Source organism: Mycobacterium sp. NGS40 (assembly GCF_059812735.1).
In genome coordinates, this window is record NZ_JCALDG010000023.1 from 25670 (window position 1) to 52353 (window position 26684).

General features: G+C 68.7%; 21 protein-coding genes. 12 read left to right on the forward strand and 9 right to left on the reverse strand.

The annotated features are described in order from the left end of the window. Positions 1 to 6: 6 nt before the first annotated feature. The gene (locus tag AC5Y5O_RS26275) at positions 7 to 906 is read right to left on the reverse strand and encodes an alpha/beta hydrolase (protein WP_095785397.1); all 900 of its coding nucleotides are present in this window, start codon (positions 904 to 906) and stop codon (positions 7 to 9) included. Positions 907 to 1232: 326 nt separating this feature from the next. On the opposite strand from AC5Y5O_RS26275, the gene AC5Y5O_RS26280 reads away from it, so the two are divergent. Further along, entirely contained in the window at positions 1233 to 3044 is a 1812-nt protein-coding gene (locus AC5Y5O_RS26280) for a sigma-54-dependent Fis family transcriptional regulator (RefSeq protein ID WP_095785396.1), read from the forward strand. A gap of 76 nt (positions 3045 to 3120) precedes the next feature. On the opposite strand, the gene AC5Y5O_RS26285 is transcribed toward AC5Y5O_RS26280, so the two are convergent. Next, positions 3121 to 3201 carry a hypothetical protein gene (locus AC5Y5O_RS26285; RefSeq protein WP_142305035.1) on the reverse strand — a complete coding sequence of 27 codons (81 nt, stop codon included), beginning with the start codon at positions 3199 to 3201 and terminating at the stop codon, positions 3121 to 3123. Positions 3202 to 3726: 525 nt separating this feature from the next. On the opposite strand from AC5Y5O_RS26285, the gene AC5Y5O_RS26290 reads away from it, so the two are divergent. The 4 genes from AC5Y5O_RS26290 to AC5Y5O_RS26305 all read left to right on the forward strand — a co-directional run bounded on the left by AC5Y5O_RS26290 (position 3727) and on the right by AC5Y5O_RS26305 (position 7904). Beyond that, positions 3727 to 4641, forward strand: coding sequence for a LysR family transcriptional regulator (locus AC5Y5O_RS26290; RefSeq protein ID WP_095785394.1), 915 nt, complete (start codon positions 3727 to 3729; stop codon positions 4639 to 4641). Between the two features lie 250 nt (positions 4642 to 4891). Next, the gene (locus AC5Y5O_RS26295; RefSeq protein WP_095785393.1) at positions 4892 to 5836 is read left to right on the forward strand and encodes a CoA transferase subunit A; all 945 of its coding nucleotides are present in this window, start codon (positions 4892 to 4894) and stop codon (positions 5834 to 5836) included. Continuing rightward, positions 5833 to 6621 (forward strand): CoA-transferase subunit beta, encoded by a 789-nt coding sequence (locus tag AC5Y5O_RS26300; protein WP_095785392.1) that lies wholly within the window; start codon positions 5833 to 5835, stop codon positions 6619 to 6621. The genes AC5Y5O_RS26295 and AC5Y5O_RS26300 overlap by 4 nt, the downstream gene beginning before the upstream one ends. A 71-nt stretch (positions 6622 to 6692) precedes the next feature. Beyond that, positions 6693 to 7904 (forward strand): acetyl-CoA C-acetyltransferase, encoded by a 1212-nt coding sequence (locus AC5Y5O_RS26305; RefSeq protein WP_095785391.1) that lies wholly within the window; start codon positions 6693 to 6695, stop codon positions 7902 to 7904. 68 nt (positions 7905 to 7972) lie between these two features. Here the strand turns inward: AC5Y5O_RS26305 and AC5Y5O_RS26310 are convergent, their stop codons facing one another. Further along, entirely contained in the window at positions 7973 to 8995 is a 1023-nt protein-coding gene (locus AC5Y5O_RS26310) for an LLM class flavin-dependent oxidoreductase (RefSeq protein WP_179299266.1), read from the reverse strand. Between the two features lie 270 nt (positions 8996 to 9265). Between AC5Y5O_RS26310 and AC5Y5O_RS26315 the strand changes: the two genes are divergently transcribed. The 3 genes from AC5Y5O_RS26315 to AC5Y5O_RS26325 all read left to right on the forward strand — a co-directional run bounded on the left by AC5Y5O_RS26315 (position 9266) and on the right by AC5Y5O_RS26325 (position 13744). Further along, entirely contained in the window at positions 9266 to 10954 is a 1689-nt protein-coding gene (locus tag AC5Y5O_RS26315) for a class I adenylate-forming enzyme family protein (protein WP_158230625.1), read from the forward strand. Positions 10955 to 11002: 48 nt separating this feature from the next. Further along, positions 11003 to 12223: an acetyl-CoA hydrolase/transferase family protein gene (locus tag AC5Y5O_RS26320; RefSeq protein WP_095785388.1), complete on the forward strand. Its 1221-nt coding sequence runs from the start codon at positions 11003 to 11005 to the stop codon at positions 12221 to 12223. A gap of 375 nt (positions 12224 to 12598) precedes the next feature. Next, positions 12599 to 13744, forward strand: coding sequence for an acyl-CoA dehydrogenase family protein (locus AC5Y5O_RS26325; RefSeq protein WP_095785387.1), 1146 nt, complete (start codon positions 12599 to 12601; stop codon positions 13742 to 13744). Between the two features lie 37 nt (positions 13745 to 13781). On the opposite strand, the gene AC5Y5O_RS26330 is transcribed toward AC5Y5O_RS26325, so the two are convergent. Beyond that, positions 13782 to 14708, reverse strand: a complete 927-nt coding sequence (locus AC5Y5O_RS26330) for an LLM class flavin-dependent oxidoreductase (RefSeq protein ID WP_158230624.1) — start codon at positions 14706 to 14708, stop codon at positions 13782 to 13784. Between the two features lie 803 nt (positions 14709 to 15511). Here AC5Y5O_RS26330 and AC5Y5O_RS26335 point away from each other — a divergent pair. From AC5Y5O_RS26335 to AC5Y5O_RS26350, 4 genes are all read left to right on the forward strand, one after another. Then, positions 15512 to 16684 carry an acyl-CoA dehydrogenase family protein gene (locus tag AC5Y5O_RS26335; protein WP_232530505.1) on the forward strand — a complete coding sequence of 391 codons (1173 nt, stop codon included), beginning with the start codon at positions 15512 to 15514 and terminating at the stop codon, positions 16682 to 16684. Next, positions 16681 to 17736 carry an acyl-CoA dehydrogenase family protein gene (locus tag AC5Y5O_RS26340; RefSeq protein ID WP_095785384.1) on the forward strand — a complete coding sequence of 352 codons (1056 nt, stop codon included), beginning with the start codon at positions 16681 to 16683 and terminating at the stop codon, positions 17734 to 17736. Before AC5Y5O_RS26335 ends, AC5Y5O_RS26340 begins: the two co-directional genes overlap by 4 nt. 19 nt (positions 17737 to 17755) lie before the next feature. Next, a complete protein-coding gene (locus AC5Y5O_RS26345; protein WP_095785383.1) occupies positions 17756 to 18484 on the forward strand; it encodes an enoyl-CoA hydratase-related protein in 729 nt (242 codons plus the stop codon). 100 nt (positions 18485 to 18584) lie between these two features. Next, positions 18585 to 19739: a thiolase family protein gene (locus AC5Y5O_RS26350; protein ID WP_099250707.1), complete on the forward strand. Its 1155-nt coding sequence runs from the start codon at positions 18585 to 18587 to the stop codon at positions 19737 to 19739. A gap of 55 nt (positions 19740 to 19794) precedes the next feature. On the opposite strand, the gene AC5Y5O_RS26355 is transcribed toward AC5Y5O_RS26350, so the two are convergent. The 5 genes from AC5Y5O_RS26355 to AC5Y5O_RS26375 are packed head-to-tail and all read right to left on the reverse strand — an operon-like array spanning position 19795 to position 26675. Further along, positions 19795 to 21531: an acyclic terpene utilization AtuA family protein gene (locus AC5Y5O_RS26355; protein ID WP_095785381.1), complete on the reverse strand. Its 1737-nt coding sequence runs from the start codon at positions 21529 to 21531 to the stop codon at positions 19795 to 19797. Continuing rightward, a complete protein-coding gene (locus tag AC5Y5O_RS26360; protein ID WP_095785380.1) occupies positions 21528 to 22322 on the reverse strand; it encodes a TIGR03084 family metal-binding protein in 795 nt (264 codons plus the stop codon). The genes AC5Y5O_RS26355 and AC5Y5O_RS26360 overlap by 4 nt, the downstream gene beginning before the upstream one ends. A gap of 2 nt (positions 22323 to 22324) precedes the next feature. Beyond that, positions 22325 to 23089: an enoyl-CoA hydratase/isomerase family protein gene (locus AC5Y5O_RS26365; protein ID WP_095785379.1), complete on the reverse strand. Its 765-nt coding sequence runs from the start codon at positions 23087 to 23089 to the stop codon at positions 22325 to 22327. Beyond that, positions 23086 to 25071 carry an ATP-binding protein gene (locus AC5Y5O_RS26370; RefSeq protein ID WP_095785378.1) on the reverse strand — a complete coding sequence of 662 codons (1986 nt, stop codon included), beginning with the start codon at positions 25069 to 25071 and terminating at the stop codon, positions 23086 to 23088. The genes AC5Y5O_RS26365 and AC5Y5O_RS26370 overlap by 4 nt, the downstream gene beginning before the upstream one ends. A gap of 5 nt (positions 25072 to 25076) precedes the next feature. Continuing rightward, positions 25077 to 26675: an acyl-CoA carboxylase subunit beta gene (locus AC5Y5O_RS26375; RefSeq protein ID WP_095785377.1), complete on the reverse strand. Its 1599-nt coding sequence runs from the start codon at positions 26673 to 26675 to the stop codon at positions 25077 to 25079. Between the last annotated feature and the right edge of the window lie 9 nt (positions 26676 to 26684).

A 26684-nucleotide genomic window follows, 5' to 3' on the forward strand; every position in this document is an offset into this window, starting at 1 on the left:
GGAGGGTCAGCGGCGGTACCAGCTGCAGATCCGGGCGATTTCCGCGTCGGCCTCCGGGGCGCGCCCGGCGAGGCAGGGAAACACGTGCTGCATGCAGTCGACGACCGAGAGCGTCACCTCGGCGCCCGCCGCCGAGGCCCGGTCGGCGAGCCGGGTTGCGTCATCCAGCAGCGTTTCCGCCGAGCCGGCGCTGATGTACAGCCGCGGGAAACCGGTGTAGTCGGCGTACAGCGGGTTGGCGTGCGGATCATCGGGCTTGCCGGTCTCGCCGAGGAACATCGCCGACATCCCCTCGAGGATCTGCCGACTGACCAGGCCATCGCTGTCCGCGTTGGTGGTCAAGCTTTCGCCGGCGAGCTCCATGTCAAGCCATGGCGAGAGGGCGATCACCGCTCCGGGCAGCGGCGAGCCGTCGTCGCGGAGCTTCAGTACGGTGGCGACGGCCAGGTTGCCGCCGGCGGAGTCGCCGGCGGTGATGATGCTGCCGGGCGCGAAGCCTCGGTCCAGCAGCGCGCGATACACCGCGGTGACGTCCTCGATCTGCGCGGGGAAGGGATGCTCGGGCGCTCGCCGGTAATCGATGACGAACGCTGTCGTCCCGAGCGCTTTGGCGAGGTGTGCGGCGAGCTTGCGGTGGCTGGCCGCGGATCCGACGGCGAAGCCGCCACCGTGGGTGTACAGGACGACCCTCGACGTGTCCGCGCCGAGCGGGAGTGCCCAGATACCCTCGACACCGGCGACGATGTCCGACCGGTACGTCACGGCCTCGGGCTCCTTAGTCGGCTGGTGCCACTCGTCGAACATGCTGCGCAGCATCCCAATGGACATTTGCGGGTCGGCGGCCATGCGGCTGGTCCAGTCCCGGTAGAGCGCCTCGAGAAAGCCGGCTTCGGCGGAGACGGTCACGAGCGTTGCCTTTCGGATCACAGTTGCCCGGGGATTGTGATGTGGACAACTGAGTTACAGTGTGTGAGCGGCGCAATACCAACGACTGTTCCGATTTGAAACAGGGCGGCAGCGGCCACACGTTTCCGGGCTTCCACAGCTGGCCAACCCCCGGCCAAGACGAAAGGCCGCCCGAAATCACCATCCTCAGCGGTAGGCTTGTTCCCGGCGCTCTTGCGGACGCGCCGGCACGGCTCGCTTGAGAACGGGTTGGCGGGGCGAATTCCTCTCGGCGGACCGGGCGCCTGACAGTGGTTGCGTGAGTCCCGTCAGCCCTCGGAGGAACGATGGAGAGGCCTTCCAGTGGCATCGAGCTGGACCGCTTGCGAGCGGCCCGTGAGCGGCTGCGGGATCAAGGCGTGCTGCACCACGTCGACGTGTCGGGCACAGTCCGGGAATCGATCATGCGTAGCTGGCGCCGGTCGGCGAGCCAGGGCGTGCCCACGGGCCGGATTGCCTTTCAGCATCTCGATGCTCATGGACGTTCCGAGCTGCTGTGCCGGTCGGCCGATCCCGTGCTGGATCGCCTGCAGGCCGACCTGGACGGGCTCGGTGTGGCGGTTTTTCTCAGCGACCACAAGGGTCGGATCCTGTCCCGGCGGGCCGCCGGCAACGTGCAGCTAAGGAAGCTCGACGGCTCGTGTGCTGCAGAGGGGTTCGACTTCTCCGAGTGTGCTGTGGGAACCAATGGCATCGGTACGGTCCTCGAGGAGAAGGCCCCGCTGTTCGTCCGCGGAGGTGAGCACTTCAACGACCTGCTGGAGCCGCTGACCTGCGCCGGTGCACCCATCCGCATGGCTCCGGCCGGTCGCGTCCTCGGCTCGATCGCCCTGACCTGCTCGGTTGAAGCCACCAACCCGATGATGCTGACCCTGGCGGTGAACGCCGCCCGGCAAATCGAACAGGTGATGGCCGACCTGGACGGAGGGCGCAACAGGGCCCTTTTCGCCGCGCTCAACCCCAAGTCGGGCGCAGCGGGCCGGGCGCCGATGGTTGTACTGACCCCGGAAGCGGTCGTTTCCAACACCGCGGGTCTTCAGTTCGTCACCCCCGAGCACCACCCATTGCTGTGGGAGGCCGTGACAAACCAGACCTGGGGCAGCGAGCCGCGAACCATCGAACTCGACCTGCCCAGCGGACGCGTGCTCGCCGTGGCGGAGCGGCTCAGCGACCCCACCGGTCATGCCTACCGGCTGGAGTTCAGTCAAGATTCGAAAAGCAGCCGGGCAGCTCGCCGACGTGCACCGGAAACGGGCCGGTTCCTGCATCCTTTGCCGGCGATCGATGAGCGGCTGCAGTACGCACTTCGGGTTTCAAGGACGATCGCGATCGACGGTCGGGCTGGCACCGGGAAGTACCACCTGGCCCGAACAATCGCCGAGACCACCCCGCAGTGCCCCACGCGGGTGGTCGACGTCGCAGCATTCGCCGCCGAGCGCGACACCGGGTGGCTCGCGGATGCGGCCGATGCGCTGTCGAGCGGCGGCCACGTCATCGTGCGCCACCTGGAACTGCTGGACCCTGGGTCGGTCGACAAGGTCACGGCGCTGACGGCGTTGACCACCGCAGCGGGCGGCGGGAAGGGTCGACTGCTGCTCACCGTCGACCTGCGAGCGGCGAGCGATCACGTCGCCGAATTGGTGAAGGGCGCGGCGACCGTTGTCACGCTGCCCAACCTGTGCGACATGAAGGAGCAGATACCCGCAATCGCCGAGGCCATCCTCTCCGGCCTGGAAGGAATCCGGCCCGGCACCACCTTGGCATCCGCCCCCCGACAGGCGCTCATGGCCTACCCGTGGCCGGGCAACATCAAAGAGCTTCGCCAGGCGATGGTCGACGTTGCGGCCACCAGGCCGGGATGGCTTGTCCAACTCGAGAATCTGCCTCTGAGCCTGAGGGACGCGGCGCACAAACGTCAGCTGACCGGCTATGAAAGAGCCGAACGCGACGCAATCCTTGCTGCCGTCCAGGAAGCCAACGGCAATCGCTCCAAGGCGGCGGCACTGCTTGGGATCGGGCGAACCACCCTGTACCGCAAGATCCGTTCCCTCCACATCGACTGCCCCGACACCATGTTCACCACCACGAGCGGTGGCTGACGATGCATCCGACCCGGTCAAGTACGGTGCGACCGGATCTCGGCGAGCCGGGGCGGCCCGCGCCGGAGCCCGGGCGTCACGATTGGAACCCTCGCACGAGCTGGTTGGCGATGATGCGGCGCTGGATCTCGCTGGTGCCTTCGTAGAGGCGAAACAGCCGGGCGTCTCGCTAAACTGCTCGACCGGTACCCCGTGCATGTATCCCATGCCGCCGTGGATCTGGACGGCCCGGTCGGCCAGGTTTAATTCGGTGAGTGCGAAGGACGCGACGATTAGGCCACCGGCCAGACCGGGTCGGTACCTGTTCCGGTGTTCCTGCGTGGCAGTAGTTGACCAGGACCTGTCCGGCGATGCCGTTGTTGGTGCCGCGCATGGACCGAAAGGCCGGGTTGGTCCAGCCCAGCTCCATCTTCTTCGTACATCGAGAGCCCGCGCCCGCCGTACCCTCCGGGATGGCGAATCCGAACAGACCCATAGCCCATAGCGGCGGCCTTCTCCCGGATCCGGTCGGGAATTCGATCCGTATCTCGTGCTCGGCCGCGACGACGTCTTTTCGGACGAACATTCGGACGGCGTCGAGAACTAATGCAATTCCTCGGATTCCACGGTGCGACACCGTCTCTTGCGCGTCCAAAACGCAATCGGGGATGCACTGTTGCCGCTTGTGCAAGAGTTGCGGGCTGTGGAGCTGCACCACCTCGAGGCGTTCCTCGCGGTCGCCGAGGAACTGCACTTCGGCCGGGCGGCCGAACGGCTGCATGTCGCCCAGCCCCCATTGAGCCGCACGATCAAACAGTTGGAGCGCGACCTGGGGGCCCACCTCTTTGAGCGCACGACCCGCAGCGTGCGGCTCACCAGCGCCGGCGAGGCTCTGCTCGATCCGGCGCGGCAGGCACTCGAGAGCTGCCGCGCCGCGCGTCGCGCCGTGCAGTCGGCGGGCCGCGGTGAGACCGGGTGCGTCCGAATGGGCTTCGCCGGCCCGTCGTCGCACCTCTTGGTCGGTCAGCTTGGTCGGCTCGTTCGCGAGCGCCATCCCGGCATCGAGTTGAGCCTGCAGAGCACGACGTATGCCGCCGAGGGGCTGCGTTCGGTGATGGACGGGAGTCTCGATCTCGCGATCGTGCGCTGGTCGGTGGAACCGCCCGCGATCTCGCACCGGATCGTCACCGTGGAGCACTACGTGCTCGTGGTCCCGAAGGGGCATCGGCTCGCCGGGCGAAATCTGGTGAGCATGGCGGAGTGCCGCGACGAGGCATTCGTCGCGCTGCCGGCCGACCCCGGATCCAGCCTGCGCGACGCGTTTACCCGCGCGGCCCACGACGCCGGCTACCCGCCGAACATCGTGCAGACCGCTCCGGACTCGTGGACCGTGATGGCGCTGGTGGCGGCGGGTGTCGGAATCACCTTCACCGTCGACGTCGCGGTCGCCAACGTTATCCAGGACGGCATTTCCGTGGTTCCGCTGCAGGAGGGCCGGACGCCGACGTACTCCAGGCTCGCCTGGCGAAAGGGCGACACGAACCCGGCGTTGCGGGAGGTCTTGCGTGCCTCGGAAGAGGCGCTGCCCACGCCCGACCTGCTAAACCGAGCGCACTGACTGGTTACCGGCTGCGGCGGCCCTGACCAGCGCCACTTAGCTGGCTGTCGCCAGAAACCCCGACGTCGTCGAACGTGAGGGTCGAGGCTGGAATTCTGCGGCGTTTTGCCGTCGGGCGGTATATCTGTTGCGAACGATTGATACCAGTGAGTGCATGAATCGACCAGCCAAGAAGTATTGGAGTTTTGACCTTCCCATCAGGGACGCTGAAAGTCGCTTCGCCTCCACCAGAGTTCTTCAGGGAGCCCGCATGGCCGAAACCAGCAAGGTCACCGACCTCGCGTCGGCGGTCGCGGCGCATGTGGCCGACGGCATGGTGATCGCCATGGAGGGCTTCGGCCACCTGATTCCATTCGCGGCGGCCCATGAGATCATCCGCCAAGGTCGCCGCGAGCTCACGCTCTGCCGGATGACGCCCGATCTGTTGGCCGACCAGTTGATCGCGGCCGGCTGCGCGCGTCGGCTGGTCGCCTCGTTTTTCGCAAGCGGTTCCGCCGGATCCCTGCACGAAGTGCGCCGGCGCATCGAACGGGCCGACCCGAGACCCCTTGAGGTGGAGGAGTACAGCCACTACGGAATGGTCTGCCGCTACCAAGCGGGCGCCGCGCGCCTGCCGTTCTTTCCCTTGCGGTCCTATGCCGGCAGTGACCTGCCGAAGCTCAACGCTCAGATCCGCAAGGTCGGCGATCCCTATGGCGGACCTGACGTCTACGTCGTGCCCCCGCTCCGGCCGGATGTCACGGTCGTGCATGCCCAGCGTGCCGACCGCTGCGGCAATGTTCAGATGTGGGGCATCCTAGGCGCCCAGCAGGAGGCCGCCTACGCCGCGCGCACCGTCATCGTCACCGTCGAGGAGATCGTCGACGCCGAGGTGATCAGGTCGGATCCGAACCGCACTGTCATCCCCGGGCACGCCGTCACCGCGGTCGCCCACTGCCCGGGTGGCGCGCACCCGTCGTATAGCCAGGGCTACTACGACCGCGACAACGCCTTCTACCGCGAGTGGACGCCGATCAGCCGTGACCGCGCGGCAGTCCTCGCGTGGCTCTCCCAGTGGGTCTACGAAGTGCCCGACCGGGAGGCATACCTCGAGCGGCTCGGAGAGGAACGCTGGACGGGCCTCCGCGTCGCCGACCGGCCATCACAGCCTGTCAACTACGGTGGTCGGGCCAGCCCAGTCTTGGAGCACTCATGACGACTCCGCCGCCCTCCGCCGTTGCCCCGTCGAGCACCGAGTTCCTCGCCGCCGTCGCTGCCCGCCAATTGGCCGGGAAAACCCGGGTCTTCGCCGGTGTAGGGCTGCCGACCCTCGCCGTCGACCTGGCGCGGCGCACGATCAACCCCGGCCTCGAGCTCGTGTACGAGTCCGGCGTCTGCGGCGCCCACCCCGAGGCACTGGCCGAGGGCATCGCAGACTCCGTTCTGGTGTCGGGCGCCGAGGCGGTGATCAGCATGCACGCGCTCTTCGGCTACGTGCTGCAGGGCGGCCACATCGACGTGGGCTTCCTCGGCGCCGCGCAGGTAGACCGCTGGGGCAGCCTCAACACCAGCATCATCGGCGACTGGGACAAGCCGAGCGTGCGGCTGCCCGGAGCCGGTGGCGCCACCGAGATCATGCCCAACGCCGGAGAGTGCATCGTCGTGCTGCGCCGACACGACCCCGGTGCACTTCCGCAACGGCTGGACTTCTGCACCTCGCCCAGCCCGGTGCGCGTGCGCGACGAGGATGTGCGGATGGTGCCCCCTGGTCATGGAGTGTCGACCGTCATCACTCCTATGGCGGTCCTTCGCCGGCCAGAGAAGTTCGGCGAGTTGCTCATCAGCGAGGTACATCCGGGGCTCACGGTCCAGGAAGTCAAGGCCGCAACCGGCTGGGACATCCGTGTCGCACCCGACGTCTGTGAGACGGCCCGCCCCACCCAGGAGGATGTCCGCCTGCTACGCGAGGAGATCGACACAGTGCGGCTGTACCTGCGATGACCTCTCCTGAACGCGCTCGCACCGAGGTTCATGTGACCGCGAGGCAACCGACACCCCGAAAGGCGCGAGCGATGCGTGACGTCGTCATCTGCGAGCCCGTTCGCACCCCCATCGGCCGCTACGGCGGCATGTTCAAGGACCTCACCGCCGTCGACCTGGGAGTCACCGCCCTGCGCGGCCTGCTGGACCGCACCGGCATCGACCCGGACCGGATCGGCGACGTGATCCTCGGGCACTGCAACGCCAACAGCGAAGCACCGGCGATAGGCCGGGTGATCGCCCTTGACGCCGGGCTGCCGGTCACCGTCCCGGGACAGCACCTGGACCGGCGGTGCGGGTCGGGCCTGCAGGCCGTGATCAACGCGGTGATGCAGGTGCTGACCGGCGCCCAGAACCTGGTCGTCGCCGGCGGCACGGAGAGTATGAGCAACGCGGCGTTCTACTCCACCGACATCCGATGGGGCGGCGCGCGCACCGGTGTTCGGATGCACGACGGGTTGGTCAGAGCGCGGTCCACAGCCGGCGGCCGGTTCCACCCGGTGCCCGGCGGAATGCTGGAGACCGCCGAGAACCTCCGACGCGAATACCGCATCCCACGCGAGGAGCAAGACCGGCTCGCGGTCAGCTCCCATCAGCGCGCAGTCGCGGCCCAGCAGGCCGGCGTCCTCGCCGAAGAGATTGTCGCGGTCACAGTGTCCGGCCGCAAAGGTGACACCGTCATCGACACCGACGAGCATCCGCGCCCGGGCGCCACGCTCGAAACACTGGCGAAACTCCGGCCGATCCTGGTCTCCTCGGACCCCGAGGCCACCGTGACCGCGGGCAACTCAAGCGGCCAGAACGACGCCGCTGCGATGTGCCTCGTAACCACCGCCGAGCTGGCCGACGAACTCGGCCTTCGTCCACTCGTCCGGATGGTCAGCTGGGCGGTCGCCGGGGTTCCCCCCAAGATCATGGGCATCGGCCCGGTGCCGGCCACCGAGGCGGCTCTCGCCCGCGCCGGACTGACGCTCGCGGACATGGAAGTGATCGAACTCAACGAGGCGTTCGCCGCCCAGGCGCTCGCCGTGATGCGTGAGTGGAAGTTCACCGAGGAGGATCTCACCCGCACCAACGTGCATGGTTCCGGCATCTCGCTCGGCCACCCGGTCGGCGCCACCGGCGTCAGGATGCTCGCCACGCTCTCGCGTGAACTGCACCGCCGGCAGGCACGCTACGGCCTCGAAACGATGTGCATCGGGGGTGGCCAAGGCCTGGCCGCGGTCTTCGAGCGGGTCAACTGACGGCTACCTCACCCTGTGCCAGCCCGCGCAGGCCGGGCGCTGCTGTGAGTCAGGCGTGCAGCGGCTGCTCACTGGGCAAAGCTGTCGATCAACAAGCGAAGGTCGGGCTCACCGCCAAAGGTCGGCGGGTAGAGCAGGGTTCGGTCGTACACCCCCGCCCAGCGTTGCTCGACCTGCCGGCGCACCTGTTCGGGTGTACCGGCGACGGCCATCGCGTCGATCATCGGGTCGCTGACCGCGGCCAGCATGGCGTCCTTCGATCCCTCTTTCCACGCGGCTCGGATCGCCTCCGCTTCGCGCATGAACCCGCCGAGTTCGAGGATCGGGTTGTAGGTCTTGACGGTCGAGTAGAACGCGATCTGCGCCGCGGCGCGGGCGCGGGCGCGCTCTTCGTCGAGGTCCACCGAGCAAATGAGGTATCCCGCGATGGGCACATCCGGCCGCCGGCCGGTGCGCGCGGCACCTTCGGCCAGCATCGGCCGAACCACCTGCTCGACGTAATCACGGGTGTACAAGGGGTGGCCGACCAGACCGTCGGCCACCGCGCCCGCGGCCTGCACCATGCGCCGGTTCACGCCTGCGAGATAGATCGGGATGTCAGTGCGCAGCGGCGCCGACACCGCGGCGGTCGGCTGGACATGCAGGCGGTAGAAGCGCCCGTCGTGGGCGATCGGGCCCTCGTGCAGCCGCCACAGGTTGCGCAACAGGCCGACAAGTTCCTCGATGCGCGCTGCCGGGTGCAGGCCATCAAGTCCGTGCCAGTCCTGCTGCATGCGCGTGGTGCCGGTGCCCAGGCCCAGCAGCAGCCGACCGCGGGAGAGCGCGTCGAGATCGCGCGCCTCAGCGGCGAGCACCAACGGCGTTCGCCCGAACCCGTAGGCGATGCCGCTGCCGAGTTCGATCGTCGATGTCGCGGTGGCCATCGCGGCCAGGGCGATCGTGGCGGATCGATCGTAGAACTCCGCGGCCCACACCGATTCGAAGCCGGCCTTTTCCGCTGCGACGGCCGCGTCGCGCAACTGATCGATGTCGGCGCCGAAACAAACAAGGGAAGGCCTGCCCGTGCTGGAAGCAGAGTCTGAAGAACCCATCGCCCCGCCTTCGTCAGCCGTCGATACCGTCATGCACGCACCCGCCAATCGTCTGATATGCACGCCCGCAGGGTGAGGTGACAGGGATCACAAAGCCTGTACTATACCTCCGTATGCTTATAACAAATCGGCCGGTGGTATGCGGTGACGCTACAGCGCCGGGAACGGGTCTTCTCGACCGAAGAGCAAGTTCGCAATGCCTTCGGTGCCCCCGCCGCGCAGGACATGCGCCGCACCGTGCGGAGCAGCACGAGACACAGGAGTGAGAACGTGGGCGATCGACTGAATGCGCGGCTAGATGCGCTCGCCGCGCGCGAGGACACCTGGGTCACACGCGAGGATCTGCAACGCTATGTCGACGAGGAAGCCTGGACCGAGCAGAGTTTTGTGCACGACCTCGAGCGGCATGCCGCCGAGCGCCCAGAAGCGCTGGCCATCGTCGACGAGGACGGGCGTCGGACCACCTACGGTGAGTATGAGCAACGCACGTGTCGGCTGGCGCGGTCGCTGCTGGAGTTGGGTCTGCGCCCGGGCGACCGGGTGGCCATGCAGCTGCCCAACACCAGCGAGTTTTGCCTGACGTTGTTGGCCTGCGCGCGCGCCGGACTCCTGGCCGTGTTCTGCCACATGGCTTACGACGAGCATGAGCTCGACTATGTGCTCGGTCTCACGGGGGCGCGGGCGCTTGTCGTGCCGGAGCGCCTCAGAAGCCGCGAGTACGTCCCACTGGCTCTGGCGATGCGCGAGCGGATCGACACACTGGAGCACGTGATCGCCGTCGGCGGTGCCAGCGCGGCCGGGACGATCCGCTTCGAGGACCTCGTCAGCGCCGAAGGCCCCGAACATGACCTTGCAGCACTGCGCCCGACGGGGGCCGACCCGTTTTTCGTCATGTTCACCTCCGGCACCACCGGACGGCCCAAGGCCGAGCTGCACACGCACGCCAACAACCTCTTCTGGATCCAGAACTTCGAGGCCGAACAGCGGTTTCCCGCCGACGCGCGGTGGATCATCGTCACCCCGATCGCCCATCTGACGGGCCTGGGAATCGGTGTGCTCTCGGCGCTGCACCGGGGGGCGGCGTTCACCCTGCTGGCGGCGTGGGACGCGGGCCGCTGTGTTGAACTGCTCGAACGGGACCGCCCCAGCTACCTGCTCGGGGCCCCCCCGATGCTGATCGACCTCGCCCGGTTTCCGCAGCTGCGCGAGCGTGATGTGCGCTCGGTGCGCGGGATCTGCTATGCCGGCGCCCCGTGCCCGGCCGACATCCTCAACCGGCTCAACGCCGACCTCGGCGCCGATGTAAATGCGTTCTACGGCTACACCGAGGCGGGCGTGACCCACATGACGCGGCCCGGCGACCCGATCTCGATCACCAGCCGAAGTTTCGGCAAGGCCATCCGCGGCGTGGAGCAGCGGCTGATGGAGCTGGTGGAGGCGGGCGAGGCCGAGCGCGAGGTGCCGTTGCCGGGAGAGGGTGAGCTGTGGGCGCGTGGGCCCAGCTTCATCGTCGGCTACTACGGCCAGCCGGAGACGACGGCCAAGATGTTCACCGTCGACGGCTGGTTCCGGTCGGCCGATGTGGCCCGCTTCGACGCCGACGGCTACGGATATTTCGTGTCACGCCGCGACGACCTCATCAACCGGGGTGGGTACAAGATCGATCCACGGGAGGTCGAGGAGGTGCTTTACGAGCACCCGGGGGTGAGTCAGGCGGCGGTGGTGGCCATGCCCGATGCACGGCTCGGTCAGCGGCCCGCGGCGTTTATCGTCCCGAGCTCACCGGGCGACCACCTCGACCTCGCCGAACTTACCGCGTTCCTGGAGAAGAAGGGGGTTAGCCGGACGAAGTGGCCGGAGGCGGTCGAGATGGTCGAGTCGTTCCCGCTGACCAGCACGGGGAAGTTCATGCGCTACGCGCTGCGATCGCGGGCCGAGCAACTAAGGCCGCAGCGCTGAACCCGCGTGGGCGATCAGGGTAAGCGCGTCCACTGGCCGGTTCCAACGGTGCCCGCGGCCGACATCGACCTGAGCCGCTTCGTGCGGCCGGGCGACACGATTCTGTGGGGCCAGGGTGCCGGAGAGCCGCTGACGCTCACGGCGGCGCTGGCCGAGCAGGCCGAGCGGCTGGGTGGGGTCGTCGGATTCGTAGGCCTGACCTACAACCCGCGTCTGGCGGCCCCGGGGCTTCGATTGCGCTCCTATGGCGCGCTCGGCGCTGCGGCCGACATGCCGCTCGAGGTGATCACTTGTCATATGTCTGCGCTGCCCAAGTTGCTCCGGTCGGGCCGTCTGCGTGCCGACGTCGTGCTGTGTCAGCTGTCCCCGGCGGATGCTGACGGCAACCACAGCCTGGGCGTCACGGTCGACTACCTCGCCTGTGCGCTTGATGTCGCCCGCGTCGTGCTGGGCGAGGTCAACCCGGCCGTACCCCGCACGCGCGGCTCGCCGCCGGTCCCGCACTCGCGTCTGGCCGCCACCGTGACCGCAGACCATTGTCTGATCCAGATTCCAGACCCGGAGCCCGATCCGGTGACCGCGCAAATCGGCGCGCAGGTCGCCGAATTGGTGCCCGACAGCGCCACCGTACAACTGGGGATCGGCGGCCTGGCCTCGGCGGTCGCGACCGCCCTGCGTGGGCACCGGAACCTGCGCGTGCACAGTGGCCTGGTCGGGGACTGGGTCGTGGGTCTCGCCGAGTCGGGTGCGCTCGCTTGGGAGCCGGGCGGGCCAGCCGTGGTTACCGGCACCGCCGTGGGCACCGACCGGCTGTATGAGTTTCTGCGTGACAACCCGGCCGTCGAGGTGCGGCCGGTCGAGCGCGTGCACGACCCGGCGGTCGCGGGCGGGATCGCTCGCTTCGTCGCCGTCAACTCGGCCCTGCAAGTCGACCTTTCCGGCCAGGTCAACGCGGAGGTGATCGGCGGCCGACGGCGCGGCGCGATCGGCGGTCAGGTCGATTTCCTACGCGCCGCGGCGATGTCTGCGGGAGGGGTAGGCGTGGTGGCGCTGCCGTCGACCGCCAACCGCGGATCGGTCTCCCGCATTGTGGACCGCGTGGACGGTCCAGTCACCACCGGGCGCGCGGATGTGCATTGGGTGGTGACCGAGTACGGTGCCGCCGACCTGCGGGGACTCGACACGGTCGCACGCACCGCGGCGATATGCGAGCTGGCTCACCCGGATCATCGATATCGGCTGAGGGCTGCGGTCGCAGGTGCCGGGTGATCGATCGACGGGTTAGATCTCAATGATTACTATCCAAACGGCACTCTTGGGCTCGTGGCAAGCGTACCCAGGGTCGGTTCCCCTGCCCGCCCGGCTTTAGCCCGGAAGGGAGGGATCGTGGCGGCCATCCACGCTTGATCAGTGCGGGACTGTTCGGCGTCTCGGCCTCAGCTACCTGGCAGCGGTTTCGGGAAGTACCGGTCGAGGCCGCGCCTGTTCGCCGCTGGCAGACTGACGGTGGCCACGGTCAGGCGAAGCGCCGCGACGCCGGGCGAACCGGGGTTCACCAGGATCCAACTACAAGGGACAATGTCAGCGCAATTGGCGTGACGGACACTACTTCCGTCGCCCGAGCAACCTATCGGGGAGCCGCACGTGCACTACGCTTTCGACGAAGACCAGGAGGCCTTCCGGCGTGAACTCGCCACTTTCGCTGAGCGGGTGCTCGCTCCGCACTATCAGGCCGATGACCGGGCCGCGCGGATGCGCCCGGAGTTACCTCGCCAGATGGCGGCGATGGGCCTGACCGGCCTGCGCATTCCGGGGCGTTTCGGCGGCCAGGGGGCCGACGCCGTCACGACCGGCATAGCAGCCGAGGAGATCTCGCGGGCCGACATCAACGCCTGTTACATCCTGCTGATCGCCGGTCTCAACGCCGACATCTTGGTCGGCAACGCCGACGAGGAGCAGCTGGCGCGGTGGCTACCTCCGATCGCAGATGGCTCCACCCTGTCGGCGCTGGTGCTCACCGAGCCGGAGCACGGGTCCGACGCGGCCAACCTGTCGCTGCGTGCGCAGCGCGACGGGGCAGGGTGGCGGCTGCTGGGAGAGAAGACTTCGATCTCACTGGGGATGTTGGCCGACACCGGTGTGGTGTTCGCGCGCACGGGAGGGCCCGGGGCCCGTGGAGTCAGCGCGTTCTACGTCGACCTGAACGACGAGCGGATCGCGCGAACCGCGCTCGATGACCACGGCGGCCGAGCCATAGGGCGAGCGTCGCTGCATTTCGATGGGGTGCCAGTGGGTTGCGACGAGCTGATCGGACAACAGGGCGCTGGATTCGTCTCGGTGATGCGAGGCTTCGACTACTCGCGGGCGGTGATCGGCCTGATGTGCGTCGGCATCGCCCAGGCGGCGCTCGACGACGCACTGGAGTATGCGCGAACGCGGCAGGCTTTCGGTGGTCCGATCGGTCGCAACCAGGGCGTGGCGTTCCCGCTGGTCGAGCACGCCACCAGGCTGGCCGGGGCGCGTCACATCTGCTACGAGGCGCTGTGGCGAAAGGACCAGGGCTTGGATCACACGGTGGCCGCGAACATGGCGAAGTGGTTCGCGCCCAAGACCGCGGGTGAGGTCGTGCACCAGGCGCTGCTGACCTTCGGCCACGCTGGATGGGGAACCGACAGTCTGCAGGGACAGCGGCTGCGCGACGTGTTGGCGTTCGAGATCGCCGATGGAACGGCGCAGGTTGCCAAGCTGGTTGTTGCCCGCCATCTACTGGGGCGAGAGTTCGCTCCGTAGGCAGCTGCGAGTTCGGTCTGGGGACGCGGTCGACTCGTCAGACGGACGTCGCAAGCCGCTCCCGAACCGCGGCGAGGCGATCGTACTGTGCCAGCACGTTGGCGGCGGTCGGCATGATCACGAACGACTCGGCGCCGGCGTCGCGGTACTCCGCGAGCGCGTCGGCCACCCGCGCCTCGCTTCCGATGACACACCATTTCTCGATTGCTTCGACGGGCATGCCGTACTGGCCCGCGACGAATCGTTGGAGTTCGGCGCGACCGGTTTCCGCGTCTTCGGTGATGTGCGCGAACATCAACATCACCGTTGTGCACACCGGCCTGCGGAACTCCTCTGCGTGAGCCCGCAGATCTTCGACTGCCGCACGCACACGACGGGGACTCAGCCACACCGCAAACCAGCCTTCGGCGAGCCGGGCCGCGCGCCGCACCGCGTGAGCGGATCGGCCACCGACAACCAGCGGCGGGCGAGACGATGGCACCGGCTCCAGCTTCGGCGAACGCACCGGAAGTAATGGGCCTGGATGGTCCACGGCCTCGCCGCGCATCAGCGCGTCGACGACAACCATCGCCTCGTCGAGCCTGCGGCCACGCTGTGCAACGGGGTACCCGGCGGCCTTGAACTCCGCCGGGTTCTCCCCGCCCACACCGACTCCGACGATCAGGCGGTCCGGCGCGAGCGCGGCGACCGTCCCGAGCTGCTTGGCGGTCCATACCGGATTGCGCATCGGCAGGAGCAACACGCCGGTGCCCAGCACCAGCCGCTGAGTGACAGCAGCGACGGCCGCGAGCGCCCCGCACGGCTCCAATATTGGCGGATGAAAGCTCAGATGATCGCCAACCCACCCTGAGTCAAACCCCAGGTCTTCAGCGAGGCGGGCGGCGGCCAGGAGCGGCGGCGCGCCAAGCCGTAGGGGATCGAAATTGGGCAGCATCACGCCGAACCCAGCTTCCTTCACCGTCACCGGTGAATTCATCGGGCGCCGACCAGACTGAGCGGCATCTCGTTGGCGGGAATCGGTTCCTCACCCGGGAGCCTGTCCTCGGACGAGGAAAGCAATCGCGGCGGGTTCGTCGCCATGTCGGTCCTCCTGCGATCTGGCACGGCACAGCCGTGCAGTGAACGTCTGACCGCCCATCCTGCGGGTCGTGAATTTCTAATCCGTTCGAATGATTATGGCATTTCGGTTCGGCCGTGAGGGTAGACCAGCCAACGGCTCCGACTCATCCGGGGCGAGTCGAGTCACCTTCCGGTCCTGCCGAGAATGCGCCGAATGCCGGCGCGGCGCGATCGGTGGTCAGTGGTCAGGTCGACTTCCTGCACGGCGGGGCCATGTCACCAGGAGGGTGGGCGTGGTGGCACTGCCATCGGCGGCAAACACACGGGTCCGTCTCGCGCATCGTGGACCGCTTGGACGGTCCGGCCAGCACAGCGTGCGCCGACGGTGGTGACCGAGCACGGCGCCGCCGACCTGTTGGGGACTCCACACCATCGGGCATGCGCGAGCTGGCCCACCCGGACCACCGACATCGGCTGGGCACCGCGGTGACGAATCCCCGGTAATCAATCCGGGGCATCAGATCATAATGATTACGATCTATAGGGTAGTCTTGAGACCATGGCCGCCGGACATCGGAGTACCTCCCCTGCTCGCCCAGCTCTAGCCCGGAAGAACGGGATCGTGCCTGCCATTCCGCATGATCAGTGCACGCACAGCCCGCGCGGCGACGGATCGGGACCGAGCCTCGCTTGGCAGGTGGTCGGCTGATGGCGACGTCAACGATGGCCTCGCCGCTGCTAAGGCTGCCGGACGTCGAACTTCCCGCCGAGGCCGAACAATTGCGCGATGAGGTCCGGGCATTCCTCAACGAAGAACTGCGCCGAGGCGCGTTCGAGCCGCAGACCGACGCCTGGCTGGCCGGTTTCGACCCGGCCTTCTCGGCGCGCCTCGGGGATCGCGGTTGGCTTGGGATGACCTGGCCGCGCCGCTACGGCGGTCATGAGCGACCAGCGCTGCATCGGTTCGTCGTGGTGGAGGAGTTGCTCGCCGCCGGAGCGCCGGTAGTGGCGCACTGGGTCAGCGACCGGCAGAGCGGGCCGGCATTGCTGCGCTACGGCACCGAGTCGCAGCGCGAGAAGCTCCTGCCCGCGATGGCGGCAGGCCGGTGCTTCTTCGCCATCGGGATGAGTGAGCCCGATAGCGGTTCGGATCTGGCCTCCATCCGGACTGGCGCGCGACGCGACGGAGACGGTTGGGTGCTCAACGGGACGAAGGTCTGGACCAGCCAGGCCCACCGCTGCCACTACATGATCGCGTTGTGCCGGACGGCCCCGCTGCAGCACGAAGACCGGCACGCGGGCCTGAGCCAGTTCATCGTCGATCTGACCGCGCCGGGAGTGACAATCACACCGATCAGGTTGCTGGACGGCGAGCATCACTTCAATCAGGTCGTCCTCGACGACGTCCGGGTCGGCGACGACATGGTCCTGGGCGAGGTCGGCGCGGGCTGGCGGCAGGTCACCTCCGAACTTGCCTATGAGCGCTCCGGGCCGGAGCGGTTCCTGTCGACGCTGCCGCTGCTGCGCGAACTGGTGCGCGGCGCCGACCCCGACGATGAGCGTCAGGCGACCGAAGTCGGCGCGCTCGTGGCGCAGCTGTGGGCGTTGCGCCGGCTCTCGCTGCAAATAGCCGGATCGCTTGATCGGGGGGAGGCCCCCGATGTCGCCGCCGCCTTGGTGAAGGACGCGGGCACCACGGTGGAAAACGACATCATCGATGTCGTGCGGGCGCTGGCGCAGGTCGAGCCGAGCCGAAACTCACCTCATCCCCTGGAACGGGAGTTAGCCCGGGCGGTACTGCACGCGCCTGGGTTCACCTTGCGCGGAGGCACGAACGAGGTGCTCCGCGGCATCGTGGCGCGCGGGCTGGGGTTGCGGTGAGCGACATCGATCTGGTCGAACGCACCGTAGCGGATCTGCTGGACCGGCACTGCACGCCGGAGCTGATCTCCGCGGCTGAAGGCTCGTGGAGCCCACAGCTTTGGCAGCGGCTCGAGGAAATCGGGCTGACCCGGATCGGCGTCGACGAACGGCTGGGGGGCGCCGGCGGTGGAATTGCCGACGCGGCCACGGTGCTGCGTGTCGCTGCCGGCCACGCCGCGCCCGTCCCGCTGGCGGAGACGCTGTTCCCGGTGGCCGCCGGGTGCACCGTGTCGGGGCTTGCCCTGCCCGATGGGCCGGTGACGGTCGCCTACGGGGCCGGTCTGACCCTCACGCCGGACGGCGCCGGAGCCGTCGTCCGCGGCGTGGCCAACCGGGTGCCGTATGCACGGGTGTCTCAACGCGTGCTGGTGGTGACCGACGATCCGCAGCCCGCGCTGGCGGCGCTTGTCGACCCTGCCGACTGCCGATTGGTGAGCATCGACAATCTGGCCGGTGAGCCGCGCGACGACCTGGCTGCCGATGAAGTCCGGATACCCCGCTCAGCGCTTGCCGAAGTTCCGCCAGGCACCGCGGGCCACCTGCGCCGACTTGGTGCGCTCGCCCGCGCGGTCCAACTCTCCGGTGCCCTGGATGCAGTGCTGGACGCGACGGTGCGCTACGCCGGGGAGCGGGTCCAATTTGGTCGGCCCATCGGGCAGTTTCAGGCCGTGGCCCATCAGATCGCGGAGTTGGCCTGCCTGGCTGCGGGTGCCGGCGCTGCCGCCCAGGCAGCGGTCGCCGCAGTGGCTGCCGATCCGCACAGCGCGACCTTGGCCATAGCCGCGGCCAAAGCGCGTACCAGCGCCGCGGCCGGACCAGCGGCCCGGATTGCCCATCAGGTACACGGGGCGATCGGGTTTACCCAGGAACACCGCCTACATCACCTGACCCGCCGGCTGTGGGCCTGGCGCGAAGAGTGCGGCTCCGCCGAACACTGGGCCCGAGAGCTGGGCCGCGCTGTCATCGCGGGCGGCGGCGACGGGCTGTGGCCGACGATCACCGGCATGTAACCCGCCTGAACGGAGGAACATGGAGATCGAGCTCACCGTCGAAAGCGGCGTGGCCACCCTCACCCTGGCCGCGCCCCAGCGGCGCAACGCGCTGACACCGGAGATGTCCCGGGAACTGGTCGCCGCCGCCGATCGAATCGACGCCGACGACTCCATCGGCGCGCTGGTGATCCGCGGCTCCGGCGGATCGTTCTGCGCGGGAGCGCACACCACGACGCTCGGCGACGCTGGATCAGACCCCGCCGAAGAGAGCACCTATGCCAGCCTGTCCGCCATCTATGCCGCGTTCACCCGGATCGGGTCGATCCGGGCGGTGACGATTGCCGCCGTGCGCGGCCCGGCCGTCGGCGCGGGCCTGAACCTCGCGTTGGCCACCGACCTGCGGATCGTCGCTCGCACCGCGCGGCTGATGTCGGGCTTCCAGCGCATCGGTCTGCACCCGGGCGGGGGACACTTCGTGCTGCTCTCCCGCCTCGCCGGCCGCGAAGCGGCCGCCGCGATGGCGCTGTGTGGCGCGGAGATCGATGGAGACCGCGCGGCGCAATTGGGCCTTGCGTGGGAATCGGTTGCCGACGAGGCCGTCGAGGAACAGGCGTTCGAACTTGCCCGCGAAGCGGCGAAAGACCCTTCGCTTGCCCGCGCCATGGCGCGCACCTTCCGGCTGGAGACAGGGCCGCCGGCACTGGGCTGGGACGTGGCTGTACAGACCGAGCGCGCCCCGCAAATGTGGTCAATGCGCCGACGGTAGACGTAAAGCGAGCACGAAACCGGAGTTGGATCCATCACGTCAGAGGTGATCATCACAATGCTTATTAGAGATTATTCGGTAATGGGTATGGGAGGTTGGCATGCCTGAGGCGGTGATCGTCGAAGCGATACGGACGCCCATCGGCAAGCGGGGCGGTGCGCTGGCAGATGTGCACCCAGTAGATCTGTCCGCACGGGTGCTGGAGGCGCTGGTCGAGCGCACCGGGGTGGACCCTGCCCTGATCGACGACGTCATCTGGGGTTGCGTGAACCAGGTCGGTGACCAGTCGGCGAACGTGGGCCGTTCCGCGGCGCTGGCCGCCGGCTGGCCCGACACCGTGCCCGGCACCACCGTCAACCGGGCCTGCGGCTCCAGCCAGCAGGCGCTGGATTTCGCGGCCGCCATGGTGATGTCGGGCCAGTACGATCTCGTCGTCGCCGGCGGCGTGGAGTGCATGAGCAGGGTTCCGTTAGGCGCCGGTCGCGACGTCGGGCTGCCCTACGGGCCACGGCTGCTACGCCGCTACGAGACGGCCCTCGAGGGAGGGACCTTCCATCAGGGCCGTGGAGCCGAGATGATCGCGGCGAAATGGGGCTTTTCTCGGCGCACACTCGACGAATTTGCCTGCGCGAGCCACGCCAAGACCGCGGCGGCTATCGACGCCGGCGCCTTCGACGGCCAGCTCGTCGCGGTCCCGGAAGCCCCCGGCCTGGCGGCCGACGAAGGGGTGCGCCGCGGCAGCACCGTCGAGAAGCTGGCGAAACTGACACCGTCCTTCCTCGAAAACGGGGTCATCCATGCCGGTAACGCCTCCCAGATCTCGGACGGGGCCGCCGCCGTGCTGGTCAGCTCGCCGGAGCGGGCCAAAGAACTCGGCCTGTCCCCCGTCGTCCGCTACCATGCCGGCGCGGTGGCGGGAAATGATCCGGTCGTGATGCTGACGGGACCGATCCCGGCGACGGCGAAGGTGCTCCGCCGTGGCGGGTTGTCCATCGGTGATATCGGGGCGTTTGAGGTGAATGAGGCGTTCGCGGCGGTGCCGCTGGCCTGGCTGGCGGAGACGGGTGCCGATCCGGCGCGGGTGAATCCGCTGGGCGGCGCGATCGCGGTCGGGCATCCCCTGGGCGCGTCGGGGGCGATCCTGATGACCCGGCTCGTGCACCACCTGCGTGATCAGGGCATTCGTTTTGGGCTGCAAACCATGTGTGAAGGCGGCGGCATGGCCAACGCGACCATTGTCGAGCTCATCGACTGATCAACCGCGCGCGGATGGGGCGTCGGTCTCGGCCGGCGGGTGGTCTGTGGTCGGGTTAGCTGTCGAGCAGCGCCTCGGGGATGTCGACTATGCGGCTTCGTAGGTACTCCCCCAGCCCCTTGGCCTGCGGGTCGGGCCTGGTGCAGGAGGCCACCCCGTCGCCGAGCAGGCCGTGCACAACGATGTTGATCGCGCGCAGGTTGGGCAGGTCGAACCGGTCGATCTTCAGGTCGGCGACCTCGGGGCCGAGCAGCTCGCGTATCCGCTGCACGGTGAGGTACTCGCGCAGCCACGCGTACCCGTTGTCGTGGCGTGCCCAAAGCCCGATGTTGGCGTCGCCGCCCTTGTCACCCGAGCGGGCGCCGCAGACCCGGCCGAGCGGGGCGCGCCGGGTCGGCCCGGCCGGCTGGCACGCCGGCGGGGCAGCAACGGGGTCCACCACGAGCGCGGCGGCTGCGGGTGGATCGGGCACTACACGGCGCTCGCCGTCGGGCAGCACCACGACATGCTCGACCATCGCGCGGGGCACCGCCGCGGGCCGGTAGACCCCGTAGGCCGACTCCGAGGTGGGCGGGCTGGTGGTGTGGAAACCTGCGTAGCCGGCCAGCGCCAGTTCCATCACCGCGTTGGAGAAGCGGCGGCCCACCTTCGCGGGGTCGTGGTCTTTGACGGTGACCCGCAGGTGAGCGGTGGCCTGCTCATTGGTCGGCGCGTCGGCGGTGTCGAAGCGCAGCAGCCGCACGTCGACCTCGGCAAAGCGGTCGCGTCCACCCAGTACGTCGAACAGCATCGCTTCCGCGCGGGCGGCCTTGTCCTCGATGTCCAGCCCGGTGAGCACCATCGTCATGGTGTTGCGGAACCCGCCGGCGTCGTTGAGCGCAACTTTGAGGGTGGGCGGTGGGGGGCTGCCCCGGGTGCCGCGGATCGCGACCCGGTCCGGGCCGGCCTGGGTGAGGGTGATGGTGTCGAAGTGCGTGATGACGTCGGGCCCGAGGTAGGCGGGCGGGCCGATCTCGTAGAGCAGCTGCGCGGTGACCGTGCCGACCGACACGAGGCCGCCGGTACCCGGGTGTTTGGTGATCACCGACGACCCGTCCGCGGCGACCTCGGCGATTGGAAAACCCGGATAGCGTGAGTCGGGCAGGTCCTCGGCGAACGCGTAGTTGCCACCGGTCGCCTGCGGCCCGCACTCGATGACGTGCCCGGCGACGACCGCGCCGGCCAGCGCATCCCAGTCGTCGCTTCGCCAGCCATGCCACCACGCCGCCGGCCCGAGGACCAGCGACGCGTCGGTGACCCGGCCGGTCACCACCACATCGACACCCGCGTCGAGGGCGGCCGCGATACCCCACCCCCCGAGGTAGGCGTTGGCCGAGACGGGCTCCCCGCCCACCGGCGGGGTGATGGCCGTCAGTTTGCCGCGCAGGTCGTCACCTTGCACGTGGGCCACCCGCGCGTCGAGCCCGAGCTCAGCCGCCACGTCGCGGACAGCGCCGGCAAGGCCCGCCGGGTTCAGCCCGCCGGCATTGGCCACGATCCTGATGCCGCGATCCAGGCAGGTGCCGAGCACCTGCTCGATCTGGGTGAGAAACGTCTTCGCGTACCCGGCGCCCGGATCCTTCCGCTGCGCCTTGGCGAGAATGAGCATGGTCAGCTCGGCCAGATAGTCCCCGGTCAGCACGTCGATGGGGCCGCCCTCGACCATGTCGCGCGCGGCAGCGATGCGGTCGCCGTAGAACCCGGAACAGTTGGCGATCCGCACCACCGAGGCACGATCGGTTGTCGCCGTCATCGGAACTGTCCCCTCTTCCGGCCCGCTCCCGCGGGTCCGGCGAACGCCTGGGCGATGGCCATCCACTCCCCCGCCGCACACCCGCTGATCACCAACGCGGTGTCGTCGCGGTGCCGCCGCTGGGTCACCACCAGACAGAAGTCCAGCGCAGGCCCGCTCACCCGATCCACGGCGTCCTGGGGGCCCCAACTCCACATCGCGCCACTTGGTGCGGTGAGCTCGACCCGCACCGGCAAATCCGGCGCCTGACGCCCGTTGGCCGTATAGCTGAACGCCCGCGCGCGCACGCCCAGGTGGGCGACGTGGCGCAGCCGGTGGGTGGGTTCGCGGCCGATGCCGAGCGCATCGGCGATGTCCTGGCCGTGCGCCCAGGTCTCCATCAGCCGAGCGGTCAGAGACGACGCGGCGCTCATCGGTGGGCCGAACCACGGCACTCGTGTGGACGGGTCGAGCGAGCTGTACACGGCCAGCAGGCGGCTTCGCGCCTGGTCCAGCCAGGCCAGCAGCTCCTCGCCGGACATCTCGTGATAGCGCGTGGCGATCGAATCCGGGTTGACCCCGCCGTCGGCGTTCAGCCGGGCCAACTCGGCGAGGAAGCCGTCTGCGTCGGTCGCCGCTTGCACGGCGACGTCATCGAAGTAGGCCAGGTGCGATACCTGGTCGCCGATACACCACCCTTCCGCTGGCGTAGACCGGCGCCAATCGGCGTCGCTCAGCGGCAGTAGCAGGTCGCGCAGGTCGGCGGTCTCGGCGGCCAGGTCATCGGCCAGCGCATTCATCGATACCGCCACGCTCAGCGTCCCTTCCACACCGGTGCCCGCTTCTCCCGAAACGCCCGCGGCCCCTCCTGCGCGTCTTCGGAGTGATACACCGGCGCCCAGATCTGCTCGGCGCGCGCGTAGGCCTCATCGAGCCGGTGGTGCGCCGACAAATAGGCCGTGCGCTTTGCGGCCAGCACCGACAGCGGCGCGTTGGCGGCGATCCGCTCCGCGAGCTCCTGGGCGCGCTCGCGCAGCCGGGCTGCCGGCACCACCTCGTTGACCAGCCCCACCTCGTGTGCCCGGTGCGCGCTGAGCGAATCCCCGGTGAGCAGGACCTGCAGGGCGATCCTCGGCGGCACCAACCATGACAGCGGGGCGGCCCAGGGCGCTCCCCTGCCGACCTTGACCTCGGTGATCGCGAACGTCGCGTGCTCGGCGGCCAGCACCAGGTCGCACTGCTGGGCGAGCAGGAACCCACCGGCGAACGCGACCCCGTTGACAGCGGCGATGGTCGGCTTGGCGACATCGATGTTGCGGCCGAACTGCGGGGCGAAATCCGGCGGCGGCACGGTCAGGCCGCCCTGGGCCATCTCCTTGAGGTCCCCGCCCGCGCAGAACGCCTTGTCCCCCGCCCCGGTCAGGACCAGAACCTGGGCGTTCGCGTCGTCGTTGAACCGACGGATCCCATCCCACAGGCCCTCGCGCACGGCGGCGTTGAGCGCGTTGCGCGCCTCGGGCCGGTTGATGGTCAACCAGGCCACGCCGTCGACGACCTGGTAGGTCACCGGATCGCTCACTGCTGCCCTCCGTCACTGGCCGCGCTGCTGTCCTCGACAATGGCGAGTGTCTGGCCGGCGTCGACCTGATCACCGGCCGCCACACAGACGTCGACGACGGTCCCGTCGGCGGGCGCGGTGACGGTGTGCTCCATCTTCATCGCCTCCAACACGATCAACCCCTGCCCGGTGGCGACATCCGCGCCGGGGGTAGCCAGTACCCGCACAACCGTTCCCGGCATCGGGGCCACCAGCGAGCCGGCGTGCCGCGCCGACGACGGATCGGGGAACCGCGGCACCTCGACCAGAACCGTCGAACCCAAAGCGCTATCCACATACGACACACCGCAAGCGCGATGCACACTGATCGAGCGACGCACGCCATCGATCTCCAGGACGACCCGCTGCGGCGCCGCCGCCTGCACCCGTACCCCAGACAGCGGCTCACCGTCCACCTCGATCAGCACCCGATCACCGACTTGGCGGTGGGCGACCCCGATAGCACGCTCACCGCAACGGTAGCTGGCGCGTTGGGACGTCCTCACAATGTTGCGCCACGCCGCAGGAAGGGTCCGCAACACCGGGCTCGACAACCTGTCTAGCACCTGGGCGGCCAGCGCCGCCGCGGCCGCATGCACGGCCAGCGCGCCAGGCACGCGCGCCGCCAGCACCGACGGGTCATGGCGAGTGAGATAGCCCGTGTCGGTGCTGCCAGCCAGGAACTCCTCCTCGCGCAGGATCCCGACGAGCAGGTCGCGGTTGGTGGTCACGCCGTGCAGCTGAGCGCGCGCCAGCGTCCGCGCCAGCCTTCGTGCGGCGTCGGCCCGGGTGGGTCCGTGCGCGATCACCTTGGCCAGCATCGGGTCGTAATGCGGGCTGACCACCGAGCCGTCGGCCACGCCTGTGTCCACCCGCACGCCCGGGTCATCCGGTACGGCGAAGCGGTGCAGCACGCCGGTGGCGGGCAGGAAGCCGGCGCAGACGTCCTCGGCATACAGCCGCGCCTCGATCGCATGCCCGCGAATGCGGGCATCGAACGCCTCCGGTGGCAGCGGCTCGCCGTCGGCGATCCGCAGCTGCAATTCCACCAGGTCCAGGCCGGTGATCAGCTCGGTGACCGGATGTTCCACCTGCAGCCGGGTATTGACCTCCAGGAAGGCGAACCCGCCCGCCCACAACACGAACTCGACGGTGCCCGCGCCGACATAACCGATTGCCTTGGCCGCGGCCACCGCGGCCGCACCGAGTTCGGCGCGCAGTGTGTCGTCGACGGCCGGCGACGGGGACTCCTCGACGATCTTCTGGTGGCGGCGCTGAATCGAGCAGTCGCGCTCGAACAGATGCACCACCGCCCCGTGTGTGTCGGCAAGGATCTGCACTTCCACGTGCCGCGGATTCACGACGTAGCGCTCGAGGAACACCGTCGCATCGCCGAAGGCCGAGGCCGCTTCCCGGCGGGCAGCCGCCACCGCGTCGGCCAGCGCGTCGGCGGATTCCACGATCCGCATGCCGCGCCCGCCACCGCCGAACGCCGCCTTCACCAGCAGCGGGTAGCCCACCCGCTGACCCTCGGCGGCCAGATCGGAGTCCTCGTCCAGGGTTGCGCCGGGCAGCACGGGCACGCCGGCCTTCTCCATGAGCGCTTTCGCCTCGACCTTTGAGCCCATCGCGGCGATGACCGCCGGCGGTGGCCCCACGAACGTCAGCCCGGCCTCGGCGCAGGCGGCCGCGAACCCGGCGTTCTCCGAGAGGAACCCATAGCCCGGATGCACCGCATCGGCCCCCGTCAACCGGGCCGCATCGATGATCGCCTCGGCGTTGAGGTAGGTATCCGACGGCGCGGCGCCCGCCAGCCGCACAGCCTCATCGGCCAGGCCGACAAACGGCGCGTCGGCGTCAGGGTCGGAATAGACCGCGACGGTCCCCAGACCCATGGCGTGCGCGGTGCGCATCACCCGGGCGGCGATCTCGCCGCGATTGGCCACCAACAGTTTCTGGATCATCTGCCTCACATCCGAAAGACGCCGAAGCCGCGGCGGCCGGCCACGGTGTTGGAGTGCACCGCCGACAGCGACATGCCCAGCACGGTGCGGGTGTCGCGCGGATCGATGATCCCGTCGTCATACAGCCGGGCGGTGACAAAGAAACTGTGCGACTCCGTGTCGATCTGGGCCTCGATCGCCGCTGTGCGCTCGCGGTTGGCCTCCTCGTCGAACGGCCGCCCCATCGACGCCGCCGACTCCCGCCCGACGATCGACATCACCCCGGCCAACTGCGCCGCGCCCATCACCGCCAGCTTCGCCCCGGGCCAGGCGAACAGCAGCCGCGGATCATACGCGCGCCCGGACATGCCGTAGTTGCCGGCACCGAACGAACTGGCCATGGTGATCGTCAGGTGCGGCACCGTGCTGTTGGTCACCGCGTTGATCATCTTGGCGCCGTCCTTGATGATGCCGCCCTGCTCGTAGCTCGCACCGACCATGTAGCCCGTGGTGTTCTGCAGAAACACCAACGGCGTATCGGTCTGGTTGGCCAGCAGGATGAACTCGCTGGCCTTCTTGGCCTCCTCGGAGAACAACACGCCTCGATGGTTGGCCAGGATCCCCACCGGATAGCCGTGCACCTGCGCCCACCCGGTGACCAGCGATGTCCCGTACAGCGGCTTGTACTCGTCGAACTCCGAGCCATCCACCACCCGCGCCAGCGCCTCACGCGGGTCGAACGGCACCTTCACATCGGCCGAGACGATCCCGAGAATCTCCTCCGGGTCATACAGCGGCGCCGCCGCGCACCCCACAGGAGCGGGGCCGAGTTTGCGCCAGTTGATCCGCGACATGATCTGGCGGCCAATCCGTATCGCATCGCGCTCGTCCGCGGCGAAATAGTCCGACAACCCCGACACCCGACTATGCATCTCGGCACCGCCCAGCGCCTCATCGTCGGCCACCTCACCTGTCGCCATTTTGACCAACGGCGGACCACCCAGAAAAACCTTGGCCTGCCGGTCCACCAGGACCGCGTAGTCACACATCCCCGGCACATACGCCCCGCCCGCCGTCGAATTCCCGAACACCAAGGCGACCGTGGGGATCGCCAGCGCCGACAACTCCGTAAGCTCGTGAAAGATACGGCCGGCCGGCACAAACAGGTCGGCCTGCTGGGGCAGGTCCGCCCCGCCGGACTCCACCAGGTTGATCACCGGCAGCCGGTTCACCCGCGCGATCTCCAGCGCGCGCAGCGTCTTTCGCAGCGAATACGGGTTCATCGCCCCACCCCGCACCGTCGGGTCGTGCGCAATCACCATGCACTCCACGCCCGACACCACCCCGATGCCCGTCACCACGCTGGCGCCGACGGTGAACCCGGTCCCCCAGGCAGCCAACGTCGACAACTCCAAAAACGGGCTGGCCGGGTCCAGCAACAACTCGATACGCTCCCGGACCAGAAGCCGCCCCCGCTCACGATGCCGCCGCCGATACCGCTCACCACCCCCGGCGACCGCAAGTGCAACCTGCTCGTCGAGCTGTGCAAGCAGCGCCAACTGCGCCTCCCGGTTGGCCTGATAAGCCTCGCTCGACGTATCGAGCTGCGATGTCAGCACCGGCACAGTGTTCCC